Source organism: uncultured Aquimarina sp., assembly GCF_947492115.1.
GTDB lineage: Bacteria > Bacteroidota > Bacteroidia > Flavobacteriales > Flavobacteriaceae > Aquimarina.
Genome location: NZ_CANLMM010000001.1, coordinates 711059 through 729689 on the forward strand (window position 1 = coordinate 711059; position 18631 = coordinate 729689).

Here is an 18631-nt window from a genome sequence, read left to right on the forward strand (position 1 = left end):
TTACATAAGCATTACTTTTTACTTTTATTTTCTTCTACCAGTTTATCATTTTTCCAAACACCTTCGGTAATTACTTTATTATTCTTTCCATAAAATATCCCTGCTCCATTTCTTTGATCATCTTTCCATAACCCAATATATTTTTCACCATTGGGCCATGAATACGTTCCCTTTCCATTACGACGATCATTTAAATATTGTCCTTCATAAGACTGACCATCAGTCCAATAAAAAGCTCCTTCGCCATGTCTTAGATTTTCTTTCCACTCTCCTTCATATCTACTTCCAGTATCAAAAAATGCAATCCCATATCCACTTGCCTTATCGTTTTTTACCTGACCCACATAATGAACCTTGTGCTTTTTTCTATTGGTAAAAGTTAAATACTCACCATACGACTTCTTTTGTTGTTTCTTTTTTACTCGATTTAGTTGTGCCTTTACTTTAGCTAATACAAAACTTAAAGAATCATATTTTCTAATTTCATAAGGTGAATCTGTTTGTATTACTGCTTCTGATTCCTCTATAGATTCTACAACAGATGAATCTTGAACGGTACTTGCCTGAGATAAAGCAATAAATCTTTCAGCTAGTTGTATCCGTAATTGAAGATGTTCACTATTATTGTTAATAGTTTTATTCTTATAAGCTTTTAATGCAGCAGCATAATCTCCTTTAACTAATAAAGAGTCTATTTGTAATAAATCATTTCGAGAATCAATCTGTTCAGAAATTTTCACTTCTTTTTCTTGAGTTTCCTTCAGCTCTTTACGTAGTTTTTGTTCCTTAAACTTTCCACTCACTGCTACAATAACTGCTGTTAGTAGTAAACCATATAAAACTAATGTCCTCTTTTTTAATTTCATATTGCAGAAGCTTTATCTATAAATATAAATATTAATCATCCAAATGTATCGAAGGAAGTTTATTTTTTACTTTTCTAAAATCTGGAGAGAAATATAAATGTAATCTCGCTGTCCAGTTTTGTTTATACACTGTCCCATCGCTCAAAGTTTGTCCTTGAGAATACATAATTCCTGCTGCTACGGTCATTCTTGGAGTTAATATATAACCAAATGAAGCATGTAGTCTAAGATCTTCGAACGGACTCCCAACTACTGGTTTTCCACTTTGCATAATTAGCTCAGCCTCTGGAGAAAGATAAAATGTTTTGGGAGCTAATGTTGGAGAATTTAAAGGAATTTTCGCTTTAAACATATATCTCCATCTATTTCTAAAATCGTAATTACTTCCCTCGGCAAAATCCTGAGTCCAACGATGCTCTATCCTTATACGATGATAAAACATCATATTAGAAAGTGGCATCGCAAACATATATTGATGCCAAATACGCCATTCTGGTACCAAATTTCGATCTGGAGAGGAAGGATCTGTATTAAAATTTAATCTTAAAACACCTCCTAAACTAAAATTAAACTTTTTAGAATAGATATAACCAATAGCATGACGATTATAAATTTGAGCAACTTGTCCAACAAAAGGAGTCTGTTCCGTTTCTTCAAATCTAAAATGAGTCTGTGCTACCCAAAAGAAACGTTTAGCGATCCTAATATTACCATAGGTATTGATCCATAACTTTGTAACAGGTTCCTTAAATTCTGATTCTGTCGGTGGATCTTCTTGCGCATTTATCTGAACTGAATAACTACAGAGAAGAATAAAAACAAGATATATACGTAAGTTTCCTTTCATCTATTCTTTCTCTTTATTAATAGGATATACCTGAAAACGTTCCAGAATTATTAAAGGATCTTTTTCTTTCCTTAGTTTTCTTTCTAATTTTCTTGTGTTTTCCTCACGCATTTCATGCATACGTTGATGCGTTTTATGAACAGTCTGTATCCATTTTATAGAATCATCACAACTAATATCTTGTTCTACCTTTTCCAGAAAATACGGTATCAAGACATTCTCATACGCTTGGGTAATACGTTTTTTTACCATTTCTGTCATTACAGTAGAAGTAAACGGATTCCAAACATCATCTTGATATTTTTTCTTTATCTCATTTTGTTGATTTGGCAATTTTAAAATAGTTTCTCCTATATTATCCAAAGCATCAAAACAAACTACTAGCTCTTCGGCATATTTTAATTTTTCCTCGAGATCTTCCATAGAAGCATACCTATTCAGCTTACTTCTCGCATTACTTTTTATAGTGCTTAGTGTATTTATATAAGCTTCAGGAATCGTATCTGTCTCAAAAGATTTTTCCAATACCTCTAAATACTGTAATTGACTAATCATTTTTTTCTCTAAGTCAATTGCCTTTTGTTCTCTTCTTTGTCTATTAACTTTCTTTGCTAATATCTCTTCTACAGTACTTAAGTATGTAAACGATTCTTTAGCTAACTGTTCTACTTCCAATATAGTTCTAGCTTTTGAACTCTCTATCTGGCTTACTATTGGAGTATTTTGTGAATTAAGAGATGGAAGTCCTCTTTCCCAAACCTTATTGATAATTTCACTCCTAGAGAAAAATGGTAGTAATGATTTGTTATTATATTCTAAGACCTGCCCTAAAGGTTTTACAATTTTGTTTGAAATTAGATGTACCTCTTCATCTAGTTTAAAAACCTGTTCATCAGACAATTTTAGAATAGAGATTTGAGTGTCCTCTATTAGAGAAACGCAAATAGCATTGGCCTTTTTGTAGTAATCTGCAATTAAGTCTAAACTCTTTGTTTCCTTATTATTCAACGGAAAATATGGTATTCTAACCTTAAATTGAGGAGTGAATGGAGCTTTACTGATTCCGGATACAATGGTATCAATCTCCTGATAATACAAATCATTTTTCTGAAGCAATGAAAGAATACCACTATCGGTAATTTTGGAAGCATTATCAGCACCCAATTTCAACTTTAAAATTTCGAGATAGGTATTATCTAATGTGATTGTTTTTCCTGTAATATTTGTATTGGGATAAATCTCTATATTGGTAGTTTGTCCTCTGGACGTAATCTGAATACGTTCGAGAATCCCTTCACTAAAAAACCAAGATTCTGCATCGTCTATTTCTTGATCGGAATATAAGGTCCATTGATCGTGCGCAATACCGTTTCTTAAAAATCTACCTACAAGTTCTTTTTCCTCATCTTCAATACGAAAACTACGCTGAGGGATTCCATTATCAAAATCGATTGTGCTTTTAAAAGTTACCTTATCGACTTTAGAATCTTGAATTTCTTGAGCAGTATAGATCCATGTACCATCAGGTTTTCCTTGGATAAGATTACCTTGTGCTAATCGCTGCTCTCCACTAACATTTACAACATATTGTAGATCTTCGACACTACTTTTACTCTCTGTTTCAAATAGATTAAACGAAAATTTCCATGGACCTGTAGCATAATCATTTTCGAAATTTCCGGTAATTGAAAATGAAGAATCTTTATTTTCTAACAAATCCTTTAAGCTGGCACTACTAAATTGAAAGACCCCATTAAGAACTGTGTCATTTTCGATGATGTTATAAGAAAAGTTAGCATCTCCTTTATAAGATCCTAGCTCAAATTTTCCGGAATAAGTATATAATTCCTGAGAAAATAAATTAAAAGGAAGAATTAACAAACATCCTATAATCCAAGTATATAGTAGGTTTCCGTGGCTCATAATTATAGTTCTTTCTTTTACTATCTCAGATTTAACAAGAAAGATGTATATAATGGATACAAAAATAGAATAAAAATTAAGCTAACAAGCAATTAACTAATTTTATACTCATTTATTACAGTAAAACTATATTATGTCTGATTTATTAATAGATAAACAATTTATCTAGTCTAAAAATAAAGTTATCAAAGAAACATAAGGTTTCAGAAACTATCCTCCGACTTTTAATAAACCATTTTTAGATTCGAGTGTGATGATAAACTGAGAACCTTTGCCCAGAGTACTTTCGCAATGAATAGCTGCTCCCATAGCTTCTACATACTTCTTAACAATAGACAATCCTAACCCCGTTGATGATTCTCCAGCTGTGGGTTGGGCAGTAAGTTTTTGAAATTTACCAAAAAGTTTCTTTTGATCTTCTTCACTTATTCCTGGCCCGTTATCTTCTACGGTAACATAAGTTTTTCCATCAAACGAATGAACCTTTAAAACAACAACTTTTTCTTTATTTGAAAACTTAATAGCATTAGAAAGCAGGTTTTCTAATACTTGTATCATATAATTTTTATCGATTTCTACGAGATGAGTACCCATCATCGCCTCTACCTCTATGGTAATTTGCTTATCCTTAGCGATAAGATCAAAACATTTTCCTACATATTCAACCAATTCCACAATATCTAAAGTCTCTTTTACCAATTTAATGGTCTTCGTTTCTAAAGCTTGTGTATCTAGAATACGTCCGATCATTGTTGTCAAACGATCAACCGAATTATTAATTTCATTGAGATACATTTCTTGATCTCCAGATAATGTCATATTAGGAATATCTAAAAGCCAGATAGAACCTTTCATTTGATGTAAGGGTGTACTAAGATCGTGAGCTACCATACTCACCAGCATATCCTTTTCTTTATTAAGATCTACAAGTTCTTTATTTCTTAATGCAATAACAGCTGTTCTTTCCTCTACTTTTTGTTCTAATATGAAATTTTGTTCCTGAATAAGTTTTTCATTTTCTTTTGCAGAGATTAGAGCTTTTAGTTGGGCTTTTTCTTTTTGCTTTTTATACATATTGATTCTATCTCCTAAAGCAAATGAAAGTAGTAATACTTCAAATGCCGATCCGATTTGCATTGCATTTAAATAAGTCATTACTGGAGTAATATTTAAAGACTCCAAAATCGCAAAACAAATGCCCATAATTAGTGCTCCCCAAGCTAGTAAATAGTAAATCGCTGGTCGAAATCCCTTTAACTTAAAACGAATACCTAAAACAAGGAAATATGCAGCCATGGCCAAAAGTCCTACTTGCGACAGTTTCAATCCTTCTATTTTAAATCCTAAAACAACAAGAGCACAGACCAAAAAACCAATAATCAAAAAGATCATAGATATTTTATGTAAACGAGAACCAGATTCTTTAGTATTTAAAAATTGTTGGGTAAATAAAGTAGCTGTAATCATGGTTAATCCTGCACTTATTACTACCCACTTGTTTAAAAATGGATAATCCGCCCAAAAATATTCGAAGAAATAACCAAAAACAGATGCACCAAACCAAGTAATACTCAATACATAAGCGATATAATAAAGATAAATTCTTTCTCTAATAGATATATATAAAAACAAATTATACAAGAATATCAGTAACATAAAACCAAAATAGATTCCTTGCAAAAAGTCTAGATCATGCTCATATGCAGCAAAACTTGGTAGTGTACCCACTCGTAATAAAAAGAATAAAGGCTGATCACATTTTACCTTTAAATAAAATGTATGGGTAGTATCTTTATTGATATCTAGTTTGAATAGGTAATTTCCGACTTCAACCTCCCTAGTTGAAAAAGGTAAATCATCACCAGTGTATCTAGAAGAAAGTAATGTTCCCTTTTCATCAAATTCAAATAGAGAAATAGAATCAATATATGCCGAACCAATATTAAGATAAAATGTCTCTAATGTCTCATTAGTAACTTTAAATCGTAACCAATAGGAAGAAGCTGTACTAGAAAAATTAATAGTTTCCTGAGAATTTGGTTTAAATTTATCTACAAATTCATCTGAAACTATTTCTGATATGGTGAAATCAGAATTAGGGTCCTCCAAGTAATCCGTTTTATTACCAATATCTATTAGTTCTTTTGTATCCTTAAGGGACACAGTAGATTGACTCAATGAAATCAACGGTAAGAATAATAGCAATAGTATTATCCCTGAACAATATTTTAATTTTATCATCATTCCTAATTGTGGGTATGGGGAATTTGTATAAAAATTACTTGTTTAATTTACTAAATTATTTCTTGTTTTTAACAATTTAACTTGTAAGTTTATAAAGCTTTTTTTGCGAATATATGAACAAGTTAGAAATACTAAAGGATAATGCCAAAAGGATTGTAGATAATGTATCTGATAATCCACAAGGTCGCTACCAATTACGATATGAATTTTATCAGAAATATGGTCACCCCATTATAAAAGGAAAAGAAGGTTTAGGAAACTCTGAATTAGCTTTTATAAAATGGGAAATAAATCGGGGCACTCTTAATCCCATTGATGGTAAGCCATCCGGAAGTCCATGGTGGAGAGCCGTGAATAGTCATTTTTTATATTTGGCGACACTAGCTCAATTGATCAAAGAATCTGGAGATACATTTGAAGATCTACCTGTTCCAGTTACCTTTTGGTTAGATTATATTCAAACACCAAATGAGTGTACATGGTACAGAGCGCATAATTCTAGCATCATTTCTGGTTATAAAGAAGCTGATGAGATCGCTTTTCAAGAGAATATATACGAACAATATTTTGTGAATATAGTGCTCTACAGATTATTATATGCACAATCGATGGTAGAAGGAGTAAGTTTTGGAATATTAGGAAAAATCTTTGGCAATCCAAGAGGTTGTGCCGTTTCCTTAATTACGGATATAGAAGCTTTTTATCCTAGTCATTATCCATTATCTAGAGAGGATATTAAATACGTTACTCATAAAGCTCATAACTTCTTTGGAATCGTAGAAACAATATTTGATAAAATATTTATACTGCCACATCTTGATGAATTATACGAGGAAGCAGCTCAATGGAATAACTCTCCCATTGTTACCAAGTTTATAGAAAACGGTAAACCTATTTACCCAATAAGTGAAAATGAATTAAATGAAACACATTTCAATGATAAGTTAACAACCAAAAAAATCCATATTCCTAAAAACTAATAAACTAATGCAAAACACAGAATCATCTAAAAAGAAAATCGCCATCTTAGGTAGTGGTATGTCATCCCTAACAGCTGCCTATGAATTAAGTAGTTATGAAAATTGGCAAGATCGCTATGAAATAACTATTTATCAAATGGGTTGGCGCTTAGGAGGTAAAACAGCCACTGGTAGAGGTCAAAATGAAAGAATCCAAGAACATGGAATCCATATAGCTCAAGGATGGTACGAAAATGCTTTTCGCTTAATTCAGGATTCTTACAAAGAATGTGAGAAACATAATTTAATGCCTGATAGTCCTTTTAAATCGTGGGATGAGGCTTTTGATCGTGAGGATACTACCCTACTTACTCATTTCGATCCTAAAACTAATCAATGGATTAAAAAAAATATCATTTTCCCGTCAAACGAATACATTCCAGGACAAGGTGGTCCATTACCATTTTCTGCAATCGTAAAAAAGGCTATCGGACTCGTCGCTGAAATTCTTTTTGGTACTGATCCTAATAAAGAGAGTATTATTAAAAAAGCAGATGCCTCTTTACATAACATTAATGCTCCAGAACATCATTCATTATGGTCTGATTTCAAATCCAAATTTGAAGCTTTTGTAAAAGAAAAAGTATTTAAACATGAAGGAGAAAAATTATTACACTATGTTTCAGAATTAGTAGATAATTTAGTAAAAGAAGGTCATGATCATGCGACAAGAAAAGATCATCATTCTATAATAAATGAAATATTCCATGTACTTGCTAAATGGGTTACTAAATTAATTGATTCTATTGCAGATCATAACGAATACTTTTATTGGCTGGCAGTTTTCGTAGAATTTGGCATGGTAAATATGAAAGGTACTTTTGCTGATGTGTATAATCCAGAAACTCATGAATTAGATTATGAAAAAATTAATGATTTGGATTATCGTGAGTGGCTAAAAAGTCATGGTGCTAGTGATCGACTATTGAGTTCTGCGATGGTTCGATTTTTATACACAGGAACTTTCCATAACCTTACTGGTGCTGATCAGCAAGGTAGTTTAGCTGCTGGTGTTGGACTTCATTTTTTAACAAACTCTGCAGGATATAAAGGATCTTTTGTGTGGAAATTTAAAGCTGGTACAGCAGATACCATGATTACTCCTATTTATTTGGTATTGAAAAATAGAGGTGTGAAATTTAAGTTTTTTCATAAAGTTGAACAAGTTCATTATTCCGATACTGGATCCATAGAGAAAATATCTATGGCAGAGCAAGTTACCCTAAAAGATGGAACATATACCCCAACATACAAGTTGAAAGGACTAGATGTTTGGCCTGGAGAACCATTGTATGATCAGATAGATGATGAGCAAGCTAAAGCTTTAAAAGAAGGTAAATTTGATCTTGAAGAATCTTGGTGTGGATGGAAAAATGTAAAAGAATTCTCCCTAGAAAAAGGTAAAGATTTTGATTATACGGTTTTAGGTATACCAATCGATGTACTTGGTGGAAATGAAGGAATTTGTAAAGAAATTATAGCTAATAATACCGCTTGGAATAATATGTATACACATGTTAAGAGTATTCCAACCATGTCTATGCAATTATGGATCACACCTAATTTAAAAGAATTAGGAATGCACTTACCGGATTGGGGCTTTCCTGAAGGAGCGCTTCCAAATCTTGTAACTTATGCAGATCCTCAATATTCGTTTATTGATATGTCACAGGTATTACCTTACGAAGATTGGGGTGATCAAAAACCAGGAGTTTTAATATATTACACCGGTTCTTTCCTAGATCCTGAAGTCATTCCTCCTTTTTCGGATCATAATTATCCGCATGAACAATTAGAACGCATAATGCGTATATCCGAACAGTGGTTGCGAGACAAAATGGGTTGGTTTTTTAAGAATGTAACAACCTTAGAATATCCAGAAGGAATGAAATTTGATGTGATTCATGATTTTTCTAAAACCGCTAAAACAGATTATGCAAGATTAAAAACTCAGTTTTTCAGAGCTAATGTAAATCCTACGGATAGATATACTTTATCACTCCCTGGATCCAATAAGTACCGTTTAAAAGCTGATGAATCAGGTTTTGATAATTTAATAATTACTGGTGATTGGATTAATTTTGGAGTGAATGTTGGATATTATGAAGGTGCCATTGTATCTGGACTTCAAGCTGGTCAGGTTGTTAGAAATAAACTTGGTTTACCAAGCGAAACACCTATTTTTAGTGGTGTAACGTTGAAATAAAGCCTTAACAATAGATAATAATAGTCGATTATGTATTATAATCGACTATTATTTTATAGATATATTACGCTCATATGAAATATGATATAACCGAAGAGGATTTAGATAAAAGAAGTTATGGAGTTTCTTTTGATTTTTATAATGAAGCCCTTTTATTGCTTATCAAAGAGGAAAAAGAACGTAATAATCCATTTTTAAGTGATACTAACATTCAGAAAATGGAAAAGGATATTTTAAAAGCTATCAACTCCAAAATCTATACTTTTTTAATCCTAGGAATTTTAGCATTGGCATATGGACTGTATGTATTGATTTCATTCGAACCTAGAGTTGCTATAAATCTATATACACAATTCCCTTTTATAGAAAATGGATCTATTCCAATAGTTTTGGGCTTAGGACTCATCATTGGTTCTTATTACAGTTATATTAAAAGAACAAGTGTTTTACATTTCAAAGTTAAATCCAAAATCATCGAACATTTTAGAGAATTAAAAAAAGAAAAAACGTTTTCAGCAACCTCTAAAGGAAAGGGATCTAATAAACAACCCAAGAAAAGTAAAAGAAGGAAAAAATAATTCCTTTTATTTCCTATTCTTGCTTTCCCTAAATTTGGAAGGTGTTATACCTTCAAATTTTTTAAACGCCGCGTTAAAAGAGGACAGACTACTGAAACCAACATCAAAAGCGATAGCAGAAATTGTAAACTTATTATTTACGACATCTAAAAACATTCTTTTTGCATCCTGAATTCTATAATAATTAATATAATCATTAAAATTTTTTTCAGCATATTGATTTATCACTGAAGAAGTGTGTTGTTTTGTTTTGTCTACTATCTCACTTAATTTAACTAAAGACAACTCTTGATCTAAGTATAACTTCTCTTCTACCATAAGTTGAGAAATTCTATTAAATAAAGAAAGGCTTTCATTAACTGCGAAAGCATCTCCATCTATTTCAATTACTTTCATTTGAAAAGCTTTGTAACTTAGATAATAGATTACGATTGAATATACAATTGGCGCTATAATATAAGGAACTGTATTATCTAAAATATTTAAAACATAGGTGATCCAAATAAGTATGCATCCAATTAGTAGGTGATATAACCAATTAAATATAATTTTTTGAGATTTTGTTTGTACAGTTATCTTATAGTCATTCTTTTTGGTTTTCACCATATGAAGACATTTTCCTATATAAAAAGCAAGATGCAGATATATAAAAATAAGTCCACTCCCAAATACTACGATTGCCATTCTACTATTTTCATACCACTCAGTAGAAATGAAAAGACTGGCGACAAAAATCATAACAAACGGTATTAATTCTAGAAAATAAATTCTGTCTAAGGAAAAATCAGGATTTGTCATTGCTAACACATACCATCTTAAAATCGGACCTATTAATAATAAAAAAGCTAATCCAATAAAAATGAATATCGGCTCTAGATCATTACCAAAATTAAGCATTACTGATTTCCCAATTCTAAAAGCCATAAATATTAGTATAAGCCCTAATAAAATGTTTGTTAACGCTCTCTTTTTCTTTATGAATATTAAATAAAAAGCAAACAAGATCCCATGCAATAATCCTGCACTACTGATAATGACTAATAAGATATCCGAAAAATCCAATAAATCGCTTTTTTCAAATTTAGGTTATATTAAACTTCCTAGAAAATACTATATCACGAAAGTGATCTTTTTATCACTATCATATTAGTTTTCTTTAGATTTGATATAAGAAGTTAATCCTGTAAGACTAAAAAAACCTCCTAATTTTCCCTGCATTGCCGCAATAACACCATGTTTTGCGATTAACACTCTCTCAATATTCTTTTTATCATTATCATATAATTGATCAATCAATTCTTTGGCTTCTTCAGATCCTTGAGTGTGATACGTTTTCAAAATCTTTACTGCGTTTTCTTCGGCAGTAATTTCTCTGTATTTAGGTACGTATCCCATTTGTACAATCATTGTTTCAGCTAATTTCCAAGTAGACCAAGGGTTTTGTCCTGTAATTAAATTCTCATGATGGCTTACATTTTCTAAATACATCTCTCCTTCCGAAAAGGTAGCTCCTTGTTCTTGTAATTTGTCTTGTAAAAGAAATGGAAAAATTTCTTTAGCATCTGATATCAACAACAATTCTTCATCATTTGTAAAACCAGACACTTTCTTATTATTTATCAATGATTTTCCAGAATCTAAAGTAACATTTACCAATGCTGCAGGTCCATGACACACTGCTCCAATAACCTTATTAGACTGATATAAAGTTCTTATAATATTCTGAATACTTTTATTTTCTGGAAAATCATACATTGCCCCCTTTCCTCCTGCAAAAAATACAGCTTCATACATCGTAGGGTCAATTTTATCCACAGGAAGAGAGTTTTTTACTTTATTCTGTGCATTAGTATCATTTAAAAAAGCATAATCATACGCTCCCATATCTTCATCATCAATAACTACGGGAGGTTCTCCACCAAGAGGACTCGCAATATCCACTTCAAAACCATTGGCTAAAAAAACGTAATATGCTCTTGCTAATTCAGTAAGTTCGTATCCTGTATCTTTATCTGTACTACCCATAACATTAGTACTCGTTACAATAGCCAGAATTTTGCCTCGGTTTGGTACAATATTCTTGGATAAATATGGTAAATCAGACATGGTAGAAGATGTAATATCGATTTTATCTTCAGAAGACGGTATAAGACTCATAAACCACCAACCAAAAAGAAATAACGCGATAAACAAACTTCCTAAAATTCCCAGTGACCATTTTAAAATTTTAAATTTCTTAGACATGTTCTATATTTTTAAGTTCATGCCGCTAAATAATTGAAAACATAGCTCAAACAATGAGTAAATGATCATTCCGTCAGAGTAAATGATCAAATAGGAAGATAATTATTAACCAAAAAAGCTTCGTAATCACTTACGAAGCTTGTAACAAAACTAACTAATAAAAACTCACATTTGCATTCTTAAAACAAATACTAAAACTTTATATTTTTTTTAAACTATAGTGCCTTAAACCATATTTCAATTCCATTTTCTGATGAAATATTATTACCGTCTGTTCTTGGAGATTGATTTCTATTATTTGATCTGCCATTTCCTTGTCTTCCTCCAAGCGCTCCACCACCATTCCCTCCTCTTCTTTGAACATTTCTCTGAGACTGTCTGGAAGATCTTTCTTGATCATTTCTATTCCTTTTATTTTTTACTGTTTCTATTCCAATCATCAACTTATCTAAATTCTTGTCTGATTCTTCATGAATTAGCTTCTTAGGAATTTCTACTTCATAATTAAAACTATTTTCTTCTTTATTTACAGAAATATCAATAGTTATTTTTTCATTATTCAAGAGAATATTGAATTCTTTTTTGTAGTCGTAAAAACTATATATCGCATTCTGCGGAAGATCTTTATCTATCATATGAGATATTTGATCAAATAAAACATCAGGATCAGGAATCTCTTCTCGTTCATGGTTAAAGTCTTCACTCTTTCTTAATGGCGGTTTATTTTCTTTTATTACAGGGTAAGTGATAGATACATTTTTTTTCTTTTTTCCCTTATCATCAAAATATATATGAATTCCTCTGCGTAGAATTGACCTAGCTATTTTATGATCAAAAGTTTTAATGGAGATGTATAAATTCTTTTCACCTCTGTACACAGTATATGTTTCAGTCTCTTTATTAACAACAGTGGTGTCTGCATAATGTATATTATTCAAAATATTAGCATACATACTATTCATATGTATAACAAAGAAGATAAGAATAAGGATTCTTTTTATCATGGCGTAATAAGCTTTAACGATTAAAATTTTTCGACTGTTGGAAATATAGATATCCACACCAGTATTAGTATTAATAGTAAGCTCATCCCTAATAACATATAGACATTATCTATGGATCTCATATCATTAATAATAAACAGCTCTTTAATTCTATTAGTCCAGCTTCCTAAAGAAATGTTATTGCCTAACAATTTGGTAGACATAATTTTATCAAACTGCACTACTGAAAATTCTAAATAACCAATGGTTTTATTGTTGCTTATCGCTAAGAAAAACAACACAAAAGTGAAAGAAGCTTTTATAGTTAATGGGTGTATTGATTTTAATATGTACTTTTTCATAGTGGATAACTTTAGAAACTACACATTAAATGACGGATGAGAATCAAATAAGTTTAAAACGAATTCAATATTCTCAATGAAATAACACCCTCCTTCTGTGGAACCGCTATTCTATTCAGTAAGTATCTTATCGGTATATAACTGTGAGCTGTTCTAAAAGAAGATCATCTAGTCTATTGAAAAATAAAGTGTTTTTTAATTTTTAGGAATAGTAAAAGTAAAAGTACTTCCTTGTTTTTCGGTAGAACTTACAGCAATGTTTCCGCCAAGATTCTGAACGATTTTTTTTACGGTCGCTAATCCAATTCCAGTACCTACATTTCCATCTCGATCCTCCACTCCTACTACAGTAAACAGGTCGAAAATTTTCTCTAAATAATCTTGTGGTATTCCATTCCCATTATCTGTGACAGAAAACTCATATTGGTCACTGGTTTCTTCGATGCTTATATCAATTACTATTTCAGATTTTGAATTATATTTAATCCCATTAGTGATCAAATTAACCAATACTTGCATTAACGCAGATTTATTTACCAGCAACTCGTTCGTATTTCCTCTTATATGAAAAGTAGCTTTATGCTCAGAATCAGTAATTTGTTTTAATTCTTCTAAAAGATTATCTATATGGATGTTTTCTTTTTTGTTTTGAACCAAATCATCACTTTTATAAAAGTTTAAAATTCCATCGATATAATCTTTCAAAGAATATGAAGATGTCCTCAGATATTCTAGGTACTGAAGTGATTCTTCATTAAGTATATCTTTATTATCATCTTCTAATAATTCGGTAAGCGAAATAATATTTGCTAATGGAGATTTTAGATCATGAGAAACTACACTAGCAAACTTCTTTAAATCTTCATTTCTTTTTTCTAGTTTATCTCTAAGCTGCCTGAGTTTCAAATTCTGATAACGTTGCTCAAAAAGATTAACCACCTGTTTAGACATAGCTAATAAAGCTTCTTTTTGCTCAGAAGTTAACTCTCTAGGTTTTGTGTCGTACACACATAAAGTACCAAGTTTAAAACCATCAGCATCAATTAATGGCGCTCCAGCATAAAAAATAGCTTTATGTTCCGTGACCAATGGATTGCCAATAAAACGCTCATCTTCTCTAGAATCTTTTATGATCGTTATAGGATCATCTGAGTTAATTGCGTGCCCACAGAAAGAAATTTCTCTTGGTGACTCGTTAAACGGAACTCCATAATGTGATTTTAGAAAATTACGCTTTTTATCCAAAAGAGTGATTAGGGATATAGGAACATCACAAACATATGCCATAATAGATGTTATATTATCAAAATTTTCTTCTGATAATGTATCTAGTAATCCGTATTTCTCAACGGCAATTTGTCTATACTTTTCGTTCTTTGGTATTTCTGGTGCTATCATTGGGGTAAAACTAAAATTATTAAATTAGTTCAACTAACAAACTATTTAATATTTACATAATTATAACAGTATTTGTCGCATTCTTTTAGTTTTTCTTACCATAGATCAATAATTTAAAGAAGATTTATTTCGAACTTTGTAAGAGTACATAGAAATCGATAATTAATCAGCATAATAAAATAAAAACATGAGAAATTTTGAATTATACGTTCCTACCAAAATAATTTTTGGTAAAGGAGAAATTAAGAAATTAACTACCGAAGTACCTAAAGACAAAAAGATATTACTATTATATGGTGGAGGAAGCATTAAAAAAAATGGAATTTATGAACAAGTAACAGAGGCGCTCAAAGATCATGAAGTTATTGAGTTTTCTGGTATAGAAGCAAATCCTGAGTATACCACCTTATTAAAGGCCTTAGAAATAATTAAAAACGAAGATATCGGTTATATGCTGGCAGTTGGTGGTGGATCTGTGATTGATGGAACAAAGTTTTTATCCTCTGCAGCATTATATAAAGGTGATAATCCTTGGGATATCTTGGCTAAAAGAATTCGTCCATTCGAAGGGTTGCCGTTTGGGACAGTACTTACGTTACCAGCTACAGGAAGCGAGATGAATAGCGGTGCTGTGGTAAGCAGATCAGAGACAAATCAAAAAATGGTAATGGGTGGACCAGGATTATTTCCACAATTCTCTATCTGTGATCCAACGGTTGTGCATAGTATTCCCAAAAGACAATTAGCAAATGGAGTTGCAGATGCATACACACATGTTTTGGAGCAATATATGACGTACCCTGCTGATGCTCCACTACAGGATCGTTTTTCTGAAGGAATTCTACAAACATTAATAGAAATTGCTCCTGAAATCATTAAAGATCCTAGTAACTACAAAGCAGCTTCTAATTTTATGTGGTGTTGCACTATGGCTCTAAACGGATATATACAAAAAGGAGTACCAACGGATTGGAGTGTTCATATGATTGCTCATGAGCTTACTGCATTTTATGGAATAGATCATGCACGCACATTAGCTGTAATTTTACCAAGTGCATACACTAAGAAGTTTGATCAAAAAAAGGAAAAACTTGCACAATATGCTGAACGAATCTTTAATATATCCGAAGGGACTACTGAAGAGAAAGCGAAAAAGGCTATTCAAAAAACAGAGGAATTCTTTCAATCATTAGGAATCGAAACCAAATTAAGTGCCTATACCGATGATTACGATGGTTTCTCACAAAAAGTAGCTAAGAATTTAAAGGATCATGGAATGACTGCTCTAGGAGAGCATCAGGACATCACGCCAGAAGTTGCTGCCGAAATTGTAGAAATGGCATACTAACATATCGAATTTATTAACAAAAGCCTTGCATAGTATTACTAGCAAGGCTTTTTATTTTATGATCAAACATTCTATTTGTAATGTTGAAATCGTATTAATTGATTTATATAATAAAGTCCAATCCCAATAATAACTAAAAATATTGGTGTTTTAGGAATCGAACTAAATATTGCATACTCTGTATTGAATGTATAAAACAGCATCCCTAAAATCGTTAAAATTAATGCACTACAAACTATTATGATCACTGGAAAAGACCAAAAAAGTGATTGTTTTTTCACTTCTTTTTGTAATTGAATACCCTGCATTACTTTATTTATAAAATCATTAGAAGTTTCAATAGTACTTTTACTGATTAATTCTTTAAATTTTTCTTCTTTCATAACAAATTGTTTAAATCGTCTCCTAGTATTTGCTTTAAATGGAATTCAAAATTATCTCTTCCCCTATGCAGGTTTACTTTTATTTTAGAACTTCTAAATCCCGTAATCTCCTCTATCTCCTTTACTTTATATTCGCATAAATAAAAAAGTCTTAGTACCAATGCTTCATCAGGTTTTAATTTTTCCAAAGTCATATTAATATACTTTTTTTGATCAGCATCTTTTAAATATTCTTTTTGACGATGAACCATTGAATCTACTTCTGACGTATTATCAATACTAATTATATTTTTTCTTTTCTTCAATTCGTTGTAGCTTGTATTCACTACTATCCTATATAACCAGGTTGCAAAAGATGCTTTAAATTTAAAGGTATGTAACTTATCATATAACTTTATAAAAACCTCCTGTAAAACATCTTCTGCCACTACAGCATCTTTTAGAATTGATATAGCAAGTGATAGTGATACATCTTTGTAGGCAAAAATAAGTTGCCTAAAAGCGGATGTATCACCATCGATAACCTTGCGGATAAGATTATAATCTCTTTGTATTTGACTATTCTTCAAGTCGTTTTCTTATAAAATGTGCAACAACTAAGCCTGTAGCGCCAAAAACAAGAATAGTACCCCATACCAATAAATCTGTTGCATCTTCGGACAATCCAAAAGTTGTAAAAACTGATGAAATGAGGAGTCCAATTCCCAGTCCAAAAACAATACATCCTAGATCCAAATACTTCAATTTATTATTTCTATGTTCTTGGTAGACACCTTTTTCAATAAGTATTTTCTTGACCAAATATGTATATCTAGCGATTATAAATACAATTACTACAATGGCAACTATCATTGTAATAAACACAAATACTTCATTTAAATCTTTCATAATTTTTATATTTAAAAATGTTCTCCTAATATCTTTTCGATCGTTTCTAATAAAGGAAACAAATTATCCGAGTTTCCAAACATTACGAAACCATAATTTTGTTTTGGTATAAACATAGCATATGCCTGAAAGTCTTGATTATTTCCAGTATGTAAATGCATAAGCCCATTGGGAGTAGGCTTTTGTGAAAAACCTAGTCCCCATCCGGTTTGTCCAGTCTCCTTTAAAATTTTATTATTTGACTTAAAATGATTGTGCTCTTTGAGCATCTCATCTCTGGTTTTCGTACTTATATTTTTAGGGTTCATTATTTCTATTAGAAACATGGCATAATCCTTTGCATCAGAGTGTAGACTAAAACCTGGTCCAACCTTTTTATATCTATTAATTTCAGGATTGGTTTTTCCTTTCATATGCCCGTAAGCCACATCATTATCATAGATTGTATTCCAAGTATAAAGACTTCTATTTATTCCTATTGGGGCTAAAGCTTCTTTTATAATTAAAGAATCTAATTCAGTTCCCCATCCAATTCCTAATTTTGTTCCAAAAGCAGCTCCTAAATGTTGATAGGCTTCTCCTGAATAAGAGAAATCAGTGCCTGGTTTAAATGCAATGGAGATAGGTTTTCCTTTTACCCAATTAGGAATCCCTGTACCATGTGACAATATAATCCTTGGGGTCAATGTTTTATACGCTTCAAAAGAGTCTTTTGCAATAACTCCTTCTGGAAAAATAGGTTTTAAATATGGATATATAGGTTTATCCAAATCTAATTCTCCTTTTTCGACCATTTTCATGATAAAATATGCGAATAATGGTTTAGAAAGAGAAGCTCCTTCAAAAATAGTTTGTTTGGTAACTGGCTCATTCGTTTTGTAACTTTTTACTCCAAAAACATTATGATATACAATGTTTCCGTCATTTACAATTGCAATAGAAAGCCCGGGAAGTTTAATAGAATCTATAGCTCTCTGAATATGAGCATCTAAAATTGAAGTTTTTATACTTCGACCATCAGGAATCCTAAAAGATGCTTTTGCATTTTGTGCCCAATTTAGATGCATATAGAATCCAAAAAAGAGTACTAATAACATTTTGATTGTTCGTTTTGATTGATTCATTTTTTTTGATTTTGAATATGAATAATTATTTGATTGTGAATTCACGATTATTGGACAAAACGAATTAAAAAAAGGTTACAAAATTAATTTGCAAGGCAAAAAAAGGGTTAATACTCAACCTCCTTATGGTCTAACCATTAGGCACTTAAAAAAGACAAAATAATGTTAAAATAACAACATCTTTTGTGCTAACTTTAGGGTAATTAACTACTTAAATT

Annotated in this window: 17 protein-coding genes; 4 read left to right on the forward strand and 13 right to left on the reverse strand. The window is 31.3% G+C overall.

The genetic code is table 11. The features are described 5' to 3' along the window. Positions 1–11 precede the first annotated feature (11 nt). The 4 genes from Q1A73_RS03225 to Q1A73_RS03240 form a co-directional block, all read right to left on the reverse strand. Complete coding sequence (locus Q1A73_RS03225; RefSeq protein WP_299601473.1) at positions 12–866, reverse strand: hypothetical protein; 855 nt, start codon at positions 864–866, stop codon at positions 12–14. 31 nt (positions 867–897) lie between these two features. Then, positions 898–1713, reverse strand: a complete 816-nt coding sequence (locus Q1A73_RS03230; protein WP_299601476.1) for a DUF2490 domain-containing protein — start codon at positions 1711–1713, stop codon at positions 898–900. Continuing rightward, a complete protein-coding gene (locus Q1A73_RS03235; protein ID WP_299601478.1) occupies positions 1714–3636 on the reverse strand; it encodes a hypothetical protein in 1923 nt (640 codons plus the stop codon). It lies immediately after the preceding gene. A 210-nt stretch (positions 3637–3846) separates the two neighbouring features. Next, positions 3847–5814, reverse strand: a complete 1968-nt coding sequence (locus Q1A73_RS03240; RefSeq protein WP_299601480.1) for a sensor histidine kinase — start codon at positions 5812–5814, stop codon at positions 3847–3849. A gap of 179 nt (positions 5815–5993) precedes the next feature. On the opposite strand from Q1A73_RS03240, the gene Q1A73_RS03245 reads away from it, so the two are divergent. From Q1A73_RS03245 to Q1A73_RS03255, 3 genes are all read left to right on the forward strand, one after another. Further along, positions 5994–6860 carry a hypothetical protein gene (locus Q1A73_RS03245; protein WP_299601482.1) on the forward strand — a complete coding sequence of 289 codons (867 nt, stop codon included), beginning with the start codon at positions 5994–5996 and terminating at the stop codon, positions 6858–6860. A gap of 7 nt (positions 6861–6867) precedes the next feature. After that, the gene (locus Q1A73_RS03250) at positions 6868–9105 is read left to right on the forward strand and encodes an NAD(P)-binding protein (RefSeq protein WP_299601484.1); all 2238 of its coding nucleotides are present in this window, start codon (positions 6868–6870) and stop codon (positions 9103–9105) included. A gap of 74 nt (positions 9106–9179) precedes the next feature. Then, the gene (locus Q1A73_RS03255; RefSeq protein WP_299601487.1) at positions 9180–9683 is read left to right on the forward strand and encodes a hypothetical protein; all 504 of its coding nucleotides are present in this window, start codon (positions 9180–9182) and stop codon (positions 9681–9683) included. 6 nt (positions 9684–9689) lie between these two features. On the opposite strand, the gene Q1A73_RS03260 is transcribed toward Q1A73_RS03255, so the two are convergent. The 5 genes from Q1A73_RS03260 to Q1A73_RS03280 form a co-directional block, all read right to left on the reverse strand. Further along, positions 9690–10607, reverse strand: a complete 918-nt coding sequence (locus tag Q1A73_RS03260) for a helix-turn-helix domain-containing protein (RefSeq protein WP_299601490.1) — start codon at positions 10605–10607, stop codon at positions 9690–9692. A gap of 222 nt (positions 10608–10829) precedes the next feature. Next, entirely contained in the window at positions 10830–11927 is a 1098-nt protein-coding gene (locus Q1A73_RS03265) for a type 1 glutamine amidotransferase domain-containing protein (RefSeq protein WP_299601493.1), read from the reverse strand. Between the two features lie 215 nt (positions 11928–12142). Next, complete coding sequence (locus Q1A73_RS03270) at positions 12143–12931, reverse strand: hypothetical protein (protein WP_299601496.1); 789 nt, start codon at positions 12929–12931, stop codon at positions 12143–12145. 20 nt (positions 12932–12951) lie between these two features. Beyond that, positions 12952–13272: a hypothetical protein gene (locus tag Q1A73_RS03275; protein ID WP_299601498.1), complete on the reverse strand. Its 321-nt coding sequence runs from the start codon at positions 13270–13272 to the stop codon at positions 12952–12954. Between the two features lie 195 nt (positions 13273–13467). After that, positions 13468–14670 carry an ATP-binding protein gene (locus tag Q1A73_RS03280; protein ID WP_299601500.1) on the reverse strand — a complete coding sequence of 401 codons (1203 nt, stop codon included), beginning with the start codon at positions 14668–14670 and terminating at the stop codon, positions 13468–13470. Positions 14671–14857: 187 nt separating this feature from the next. Between Q1A73_RS03280 and Q1A73_RS03285 the strand changes: the two genes are divergently transcribed. Further along, entirely contained in the window at positions 14858–16018 is a 1161-nt protein-coding gene (locus tag Q1A73_RS03285; RefSeq protein WP_299601502.1) for an iron-containing alcohol dehydrogenase, read from the forward strand. 71 nt (positions 16019–16089) lie between these two features. On the opposite strand, the gene Q1A73_RS03290 is transcribed toward Q1A73_RS03285, so the two are convergent. From Q1A73_RS03290 to Q1A73_RS03305, 4 genes are read right to left on the reverse strand one after another with little or no spacing between them, the layout of a single operon-like run. Continuing rightward, positions 16090–16401 carry a hypothetical protein gene (locus tag Q1A73_RS03290; protein WP_299601504.1) on the reverse strand — a complete coding sequence of 104 codons (312 nt, stop codon included), beginning with the start codon at positions 16399–16401 and terminating at the stop codon, positions 16090–16092. Then, positions 16398–16970, reverse strand: a complete 573-nt coding sequence (locus Q1A73_RS03295; protein WP_299601506.1) for a sigma-70 family RNA polymerase sigma factor — start codon at positions 16968–16970, stop codon at positions 16398–16400. Before Q1A73_RS03295 ends, Q1A73_RS03290 begins: the two co-directional genes overlap by 4 nt. Then, positions 16960–17289 carry a DUF6249 domain-containing protein gene (locus Q1A73_RS03300; RefSeq protein WP_299601508.1) on the reverse strand — a complete coding sequence of 110 codons (330 nt, stop codon included), beginning with the start codon at positions 17287–17289 and terminating at the stop codon, positions 16960–16962. Before Q1A73_RS03300 ends, Q1A73_RS03295 begins: the two co-directional genes overlap by 11 nt. Before the next feature lie 11 nt (positions 17290–17300). Next, the gene (locus Q1A73_RS03305; RefSeq protein ID WP_299601510.1) at positions 17301–18413 is read right to left on the reverse strand and encodes a serine hydrolase domain-containing protein; all 1113 of its coding nucleotides are present in this window, start codon (positions 18411–18413) and stop codon (positions 17301–17303) included. Between the last annotated feature and the right edge of the window lie 218 nt (positions 18414–18631).

What these genes read in the sequence shown, in the direction of transcription:
- Q1A73_RS03225 (WP_299601473.1), bottom strand. Translation starts at nt 866, where the DNA reads ATGAAATTAAAAAAGAGGACATTAGTTTTATATGGTTTACTACTAACA.
- Q1A73_RS03230 (WP_299601476.1), bottom strand. Translation starts at nt 1,713, where the DNA reads ATGAAAGGAAACTTACGTATATATCTTGTTTTTATTCTTCTCTGTAGT.
- Q1A73_RS03235 (WP_299601478.1), bottom strand. Translation starts at nt 3,636, where the DNA reads ATGAGCCACGGAAACCTACTATATACTTGGATTATAGGATGTTTGTTA.
- Q1A73_RS03245 (WP_299601482.1), top strand. Translation starts at nt 5,994, where the DNA reads ATGAACAAGTTAGAAATACTAAAGGATAATGCCAAAAGGATTGTAGAT.
- Q1A73_RS03250 (WP_299601484.1), top strand. Translation starts at nt 6,868, where the DNA reads ATGCAAAACACAGAATCATCTAAAAAGAAAATCGCCATCTTAGGTAGT.
- Q1A73_RS03255 (WP_299601487.1), top strand. Translation starts at nt 9,180, where the DNA reads ATGAAATATGATATAACCGAAGAGGATTTAGATAAAAGAAGTTATGGA.
- Q1A73_RS03260 (WP_299601490.1), bottom strand. Translation starts at nt 10,607, where the DNA reads ATGGCTTTTAGAATTGGGAAATCAGTAATGCTTAATTTTGGTAATGAT.
- Q1A73_RS03265 (WP_299601493.1), bottom strand. Translation starts at nt 11,927, where the DNA reads ATGTCTAAGAAATTTAAAATTTTAAAATGGTCACTGGGAATTTTAGGA.
- Q1A73_RS03270 (WP_299601496.1), bottom strand. Translation starts at nt 12,931, where the DNA reads ATGATAAAAAGAATCCTTATTCTTATCTTCTTTGTTATACATATGAAT.
- Q1A73_RS03275 (WP_299601498.1), bottom strand. Translation starts at nt 13,272, where the DNA reads ATGAAAAAGTACATATTAAAATCAATACACCCATTAACTATAAAAGCT.
- Q1A73_RS03280 (WP_299601500.1), bottom strand. Translation starts at nt 14,670, where the DNA reads ATGATAGCACCAGAAATACCAAAGAACGAAAAGTATAGACAAATTGCC.
- Q1A73_RS03285 (WP_299601502.1), top strand. Translation starts at nt 14,858, where the DNA reads ATGAGAAATTTTGAATTATACGTTCCTACCAAAATAATTTTTGGTAAA.
- Q1A73_RS03290 (WP_299601504.1), bottom strand. Translation starts at nt 16,401, where the DNA reads ATGAAAGAAGAAAAATTTAAAGAATTAATCAGTAAAAGTACTATTGAA.
- Q1A73_RS03300 (WP_299601508.1), bottom strand. Translation starts at nt 17,289, where the DNA reads ATGAAAGATTTAAATGAAGTATTTGTGTTTATTACAATGATAGTTGCC.
- Q1A73_RS03305 (WP_299601510.1), bottom strand. Translation starts at nt 18,413, where the DNA reads ATGAATCAATCAAAACGAACAATCAAAATGTTATTAGTACTCTTTTTT.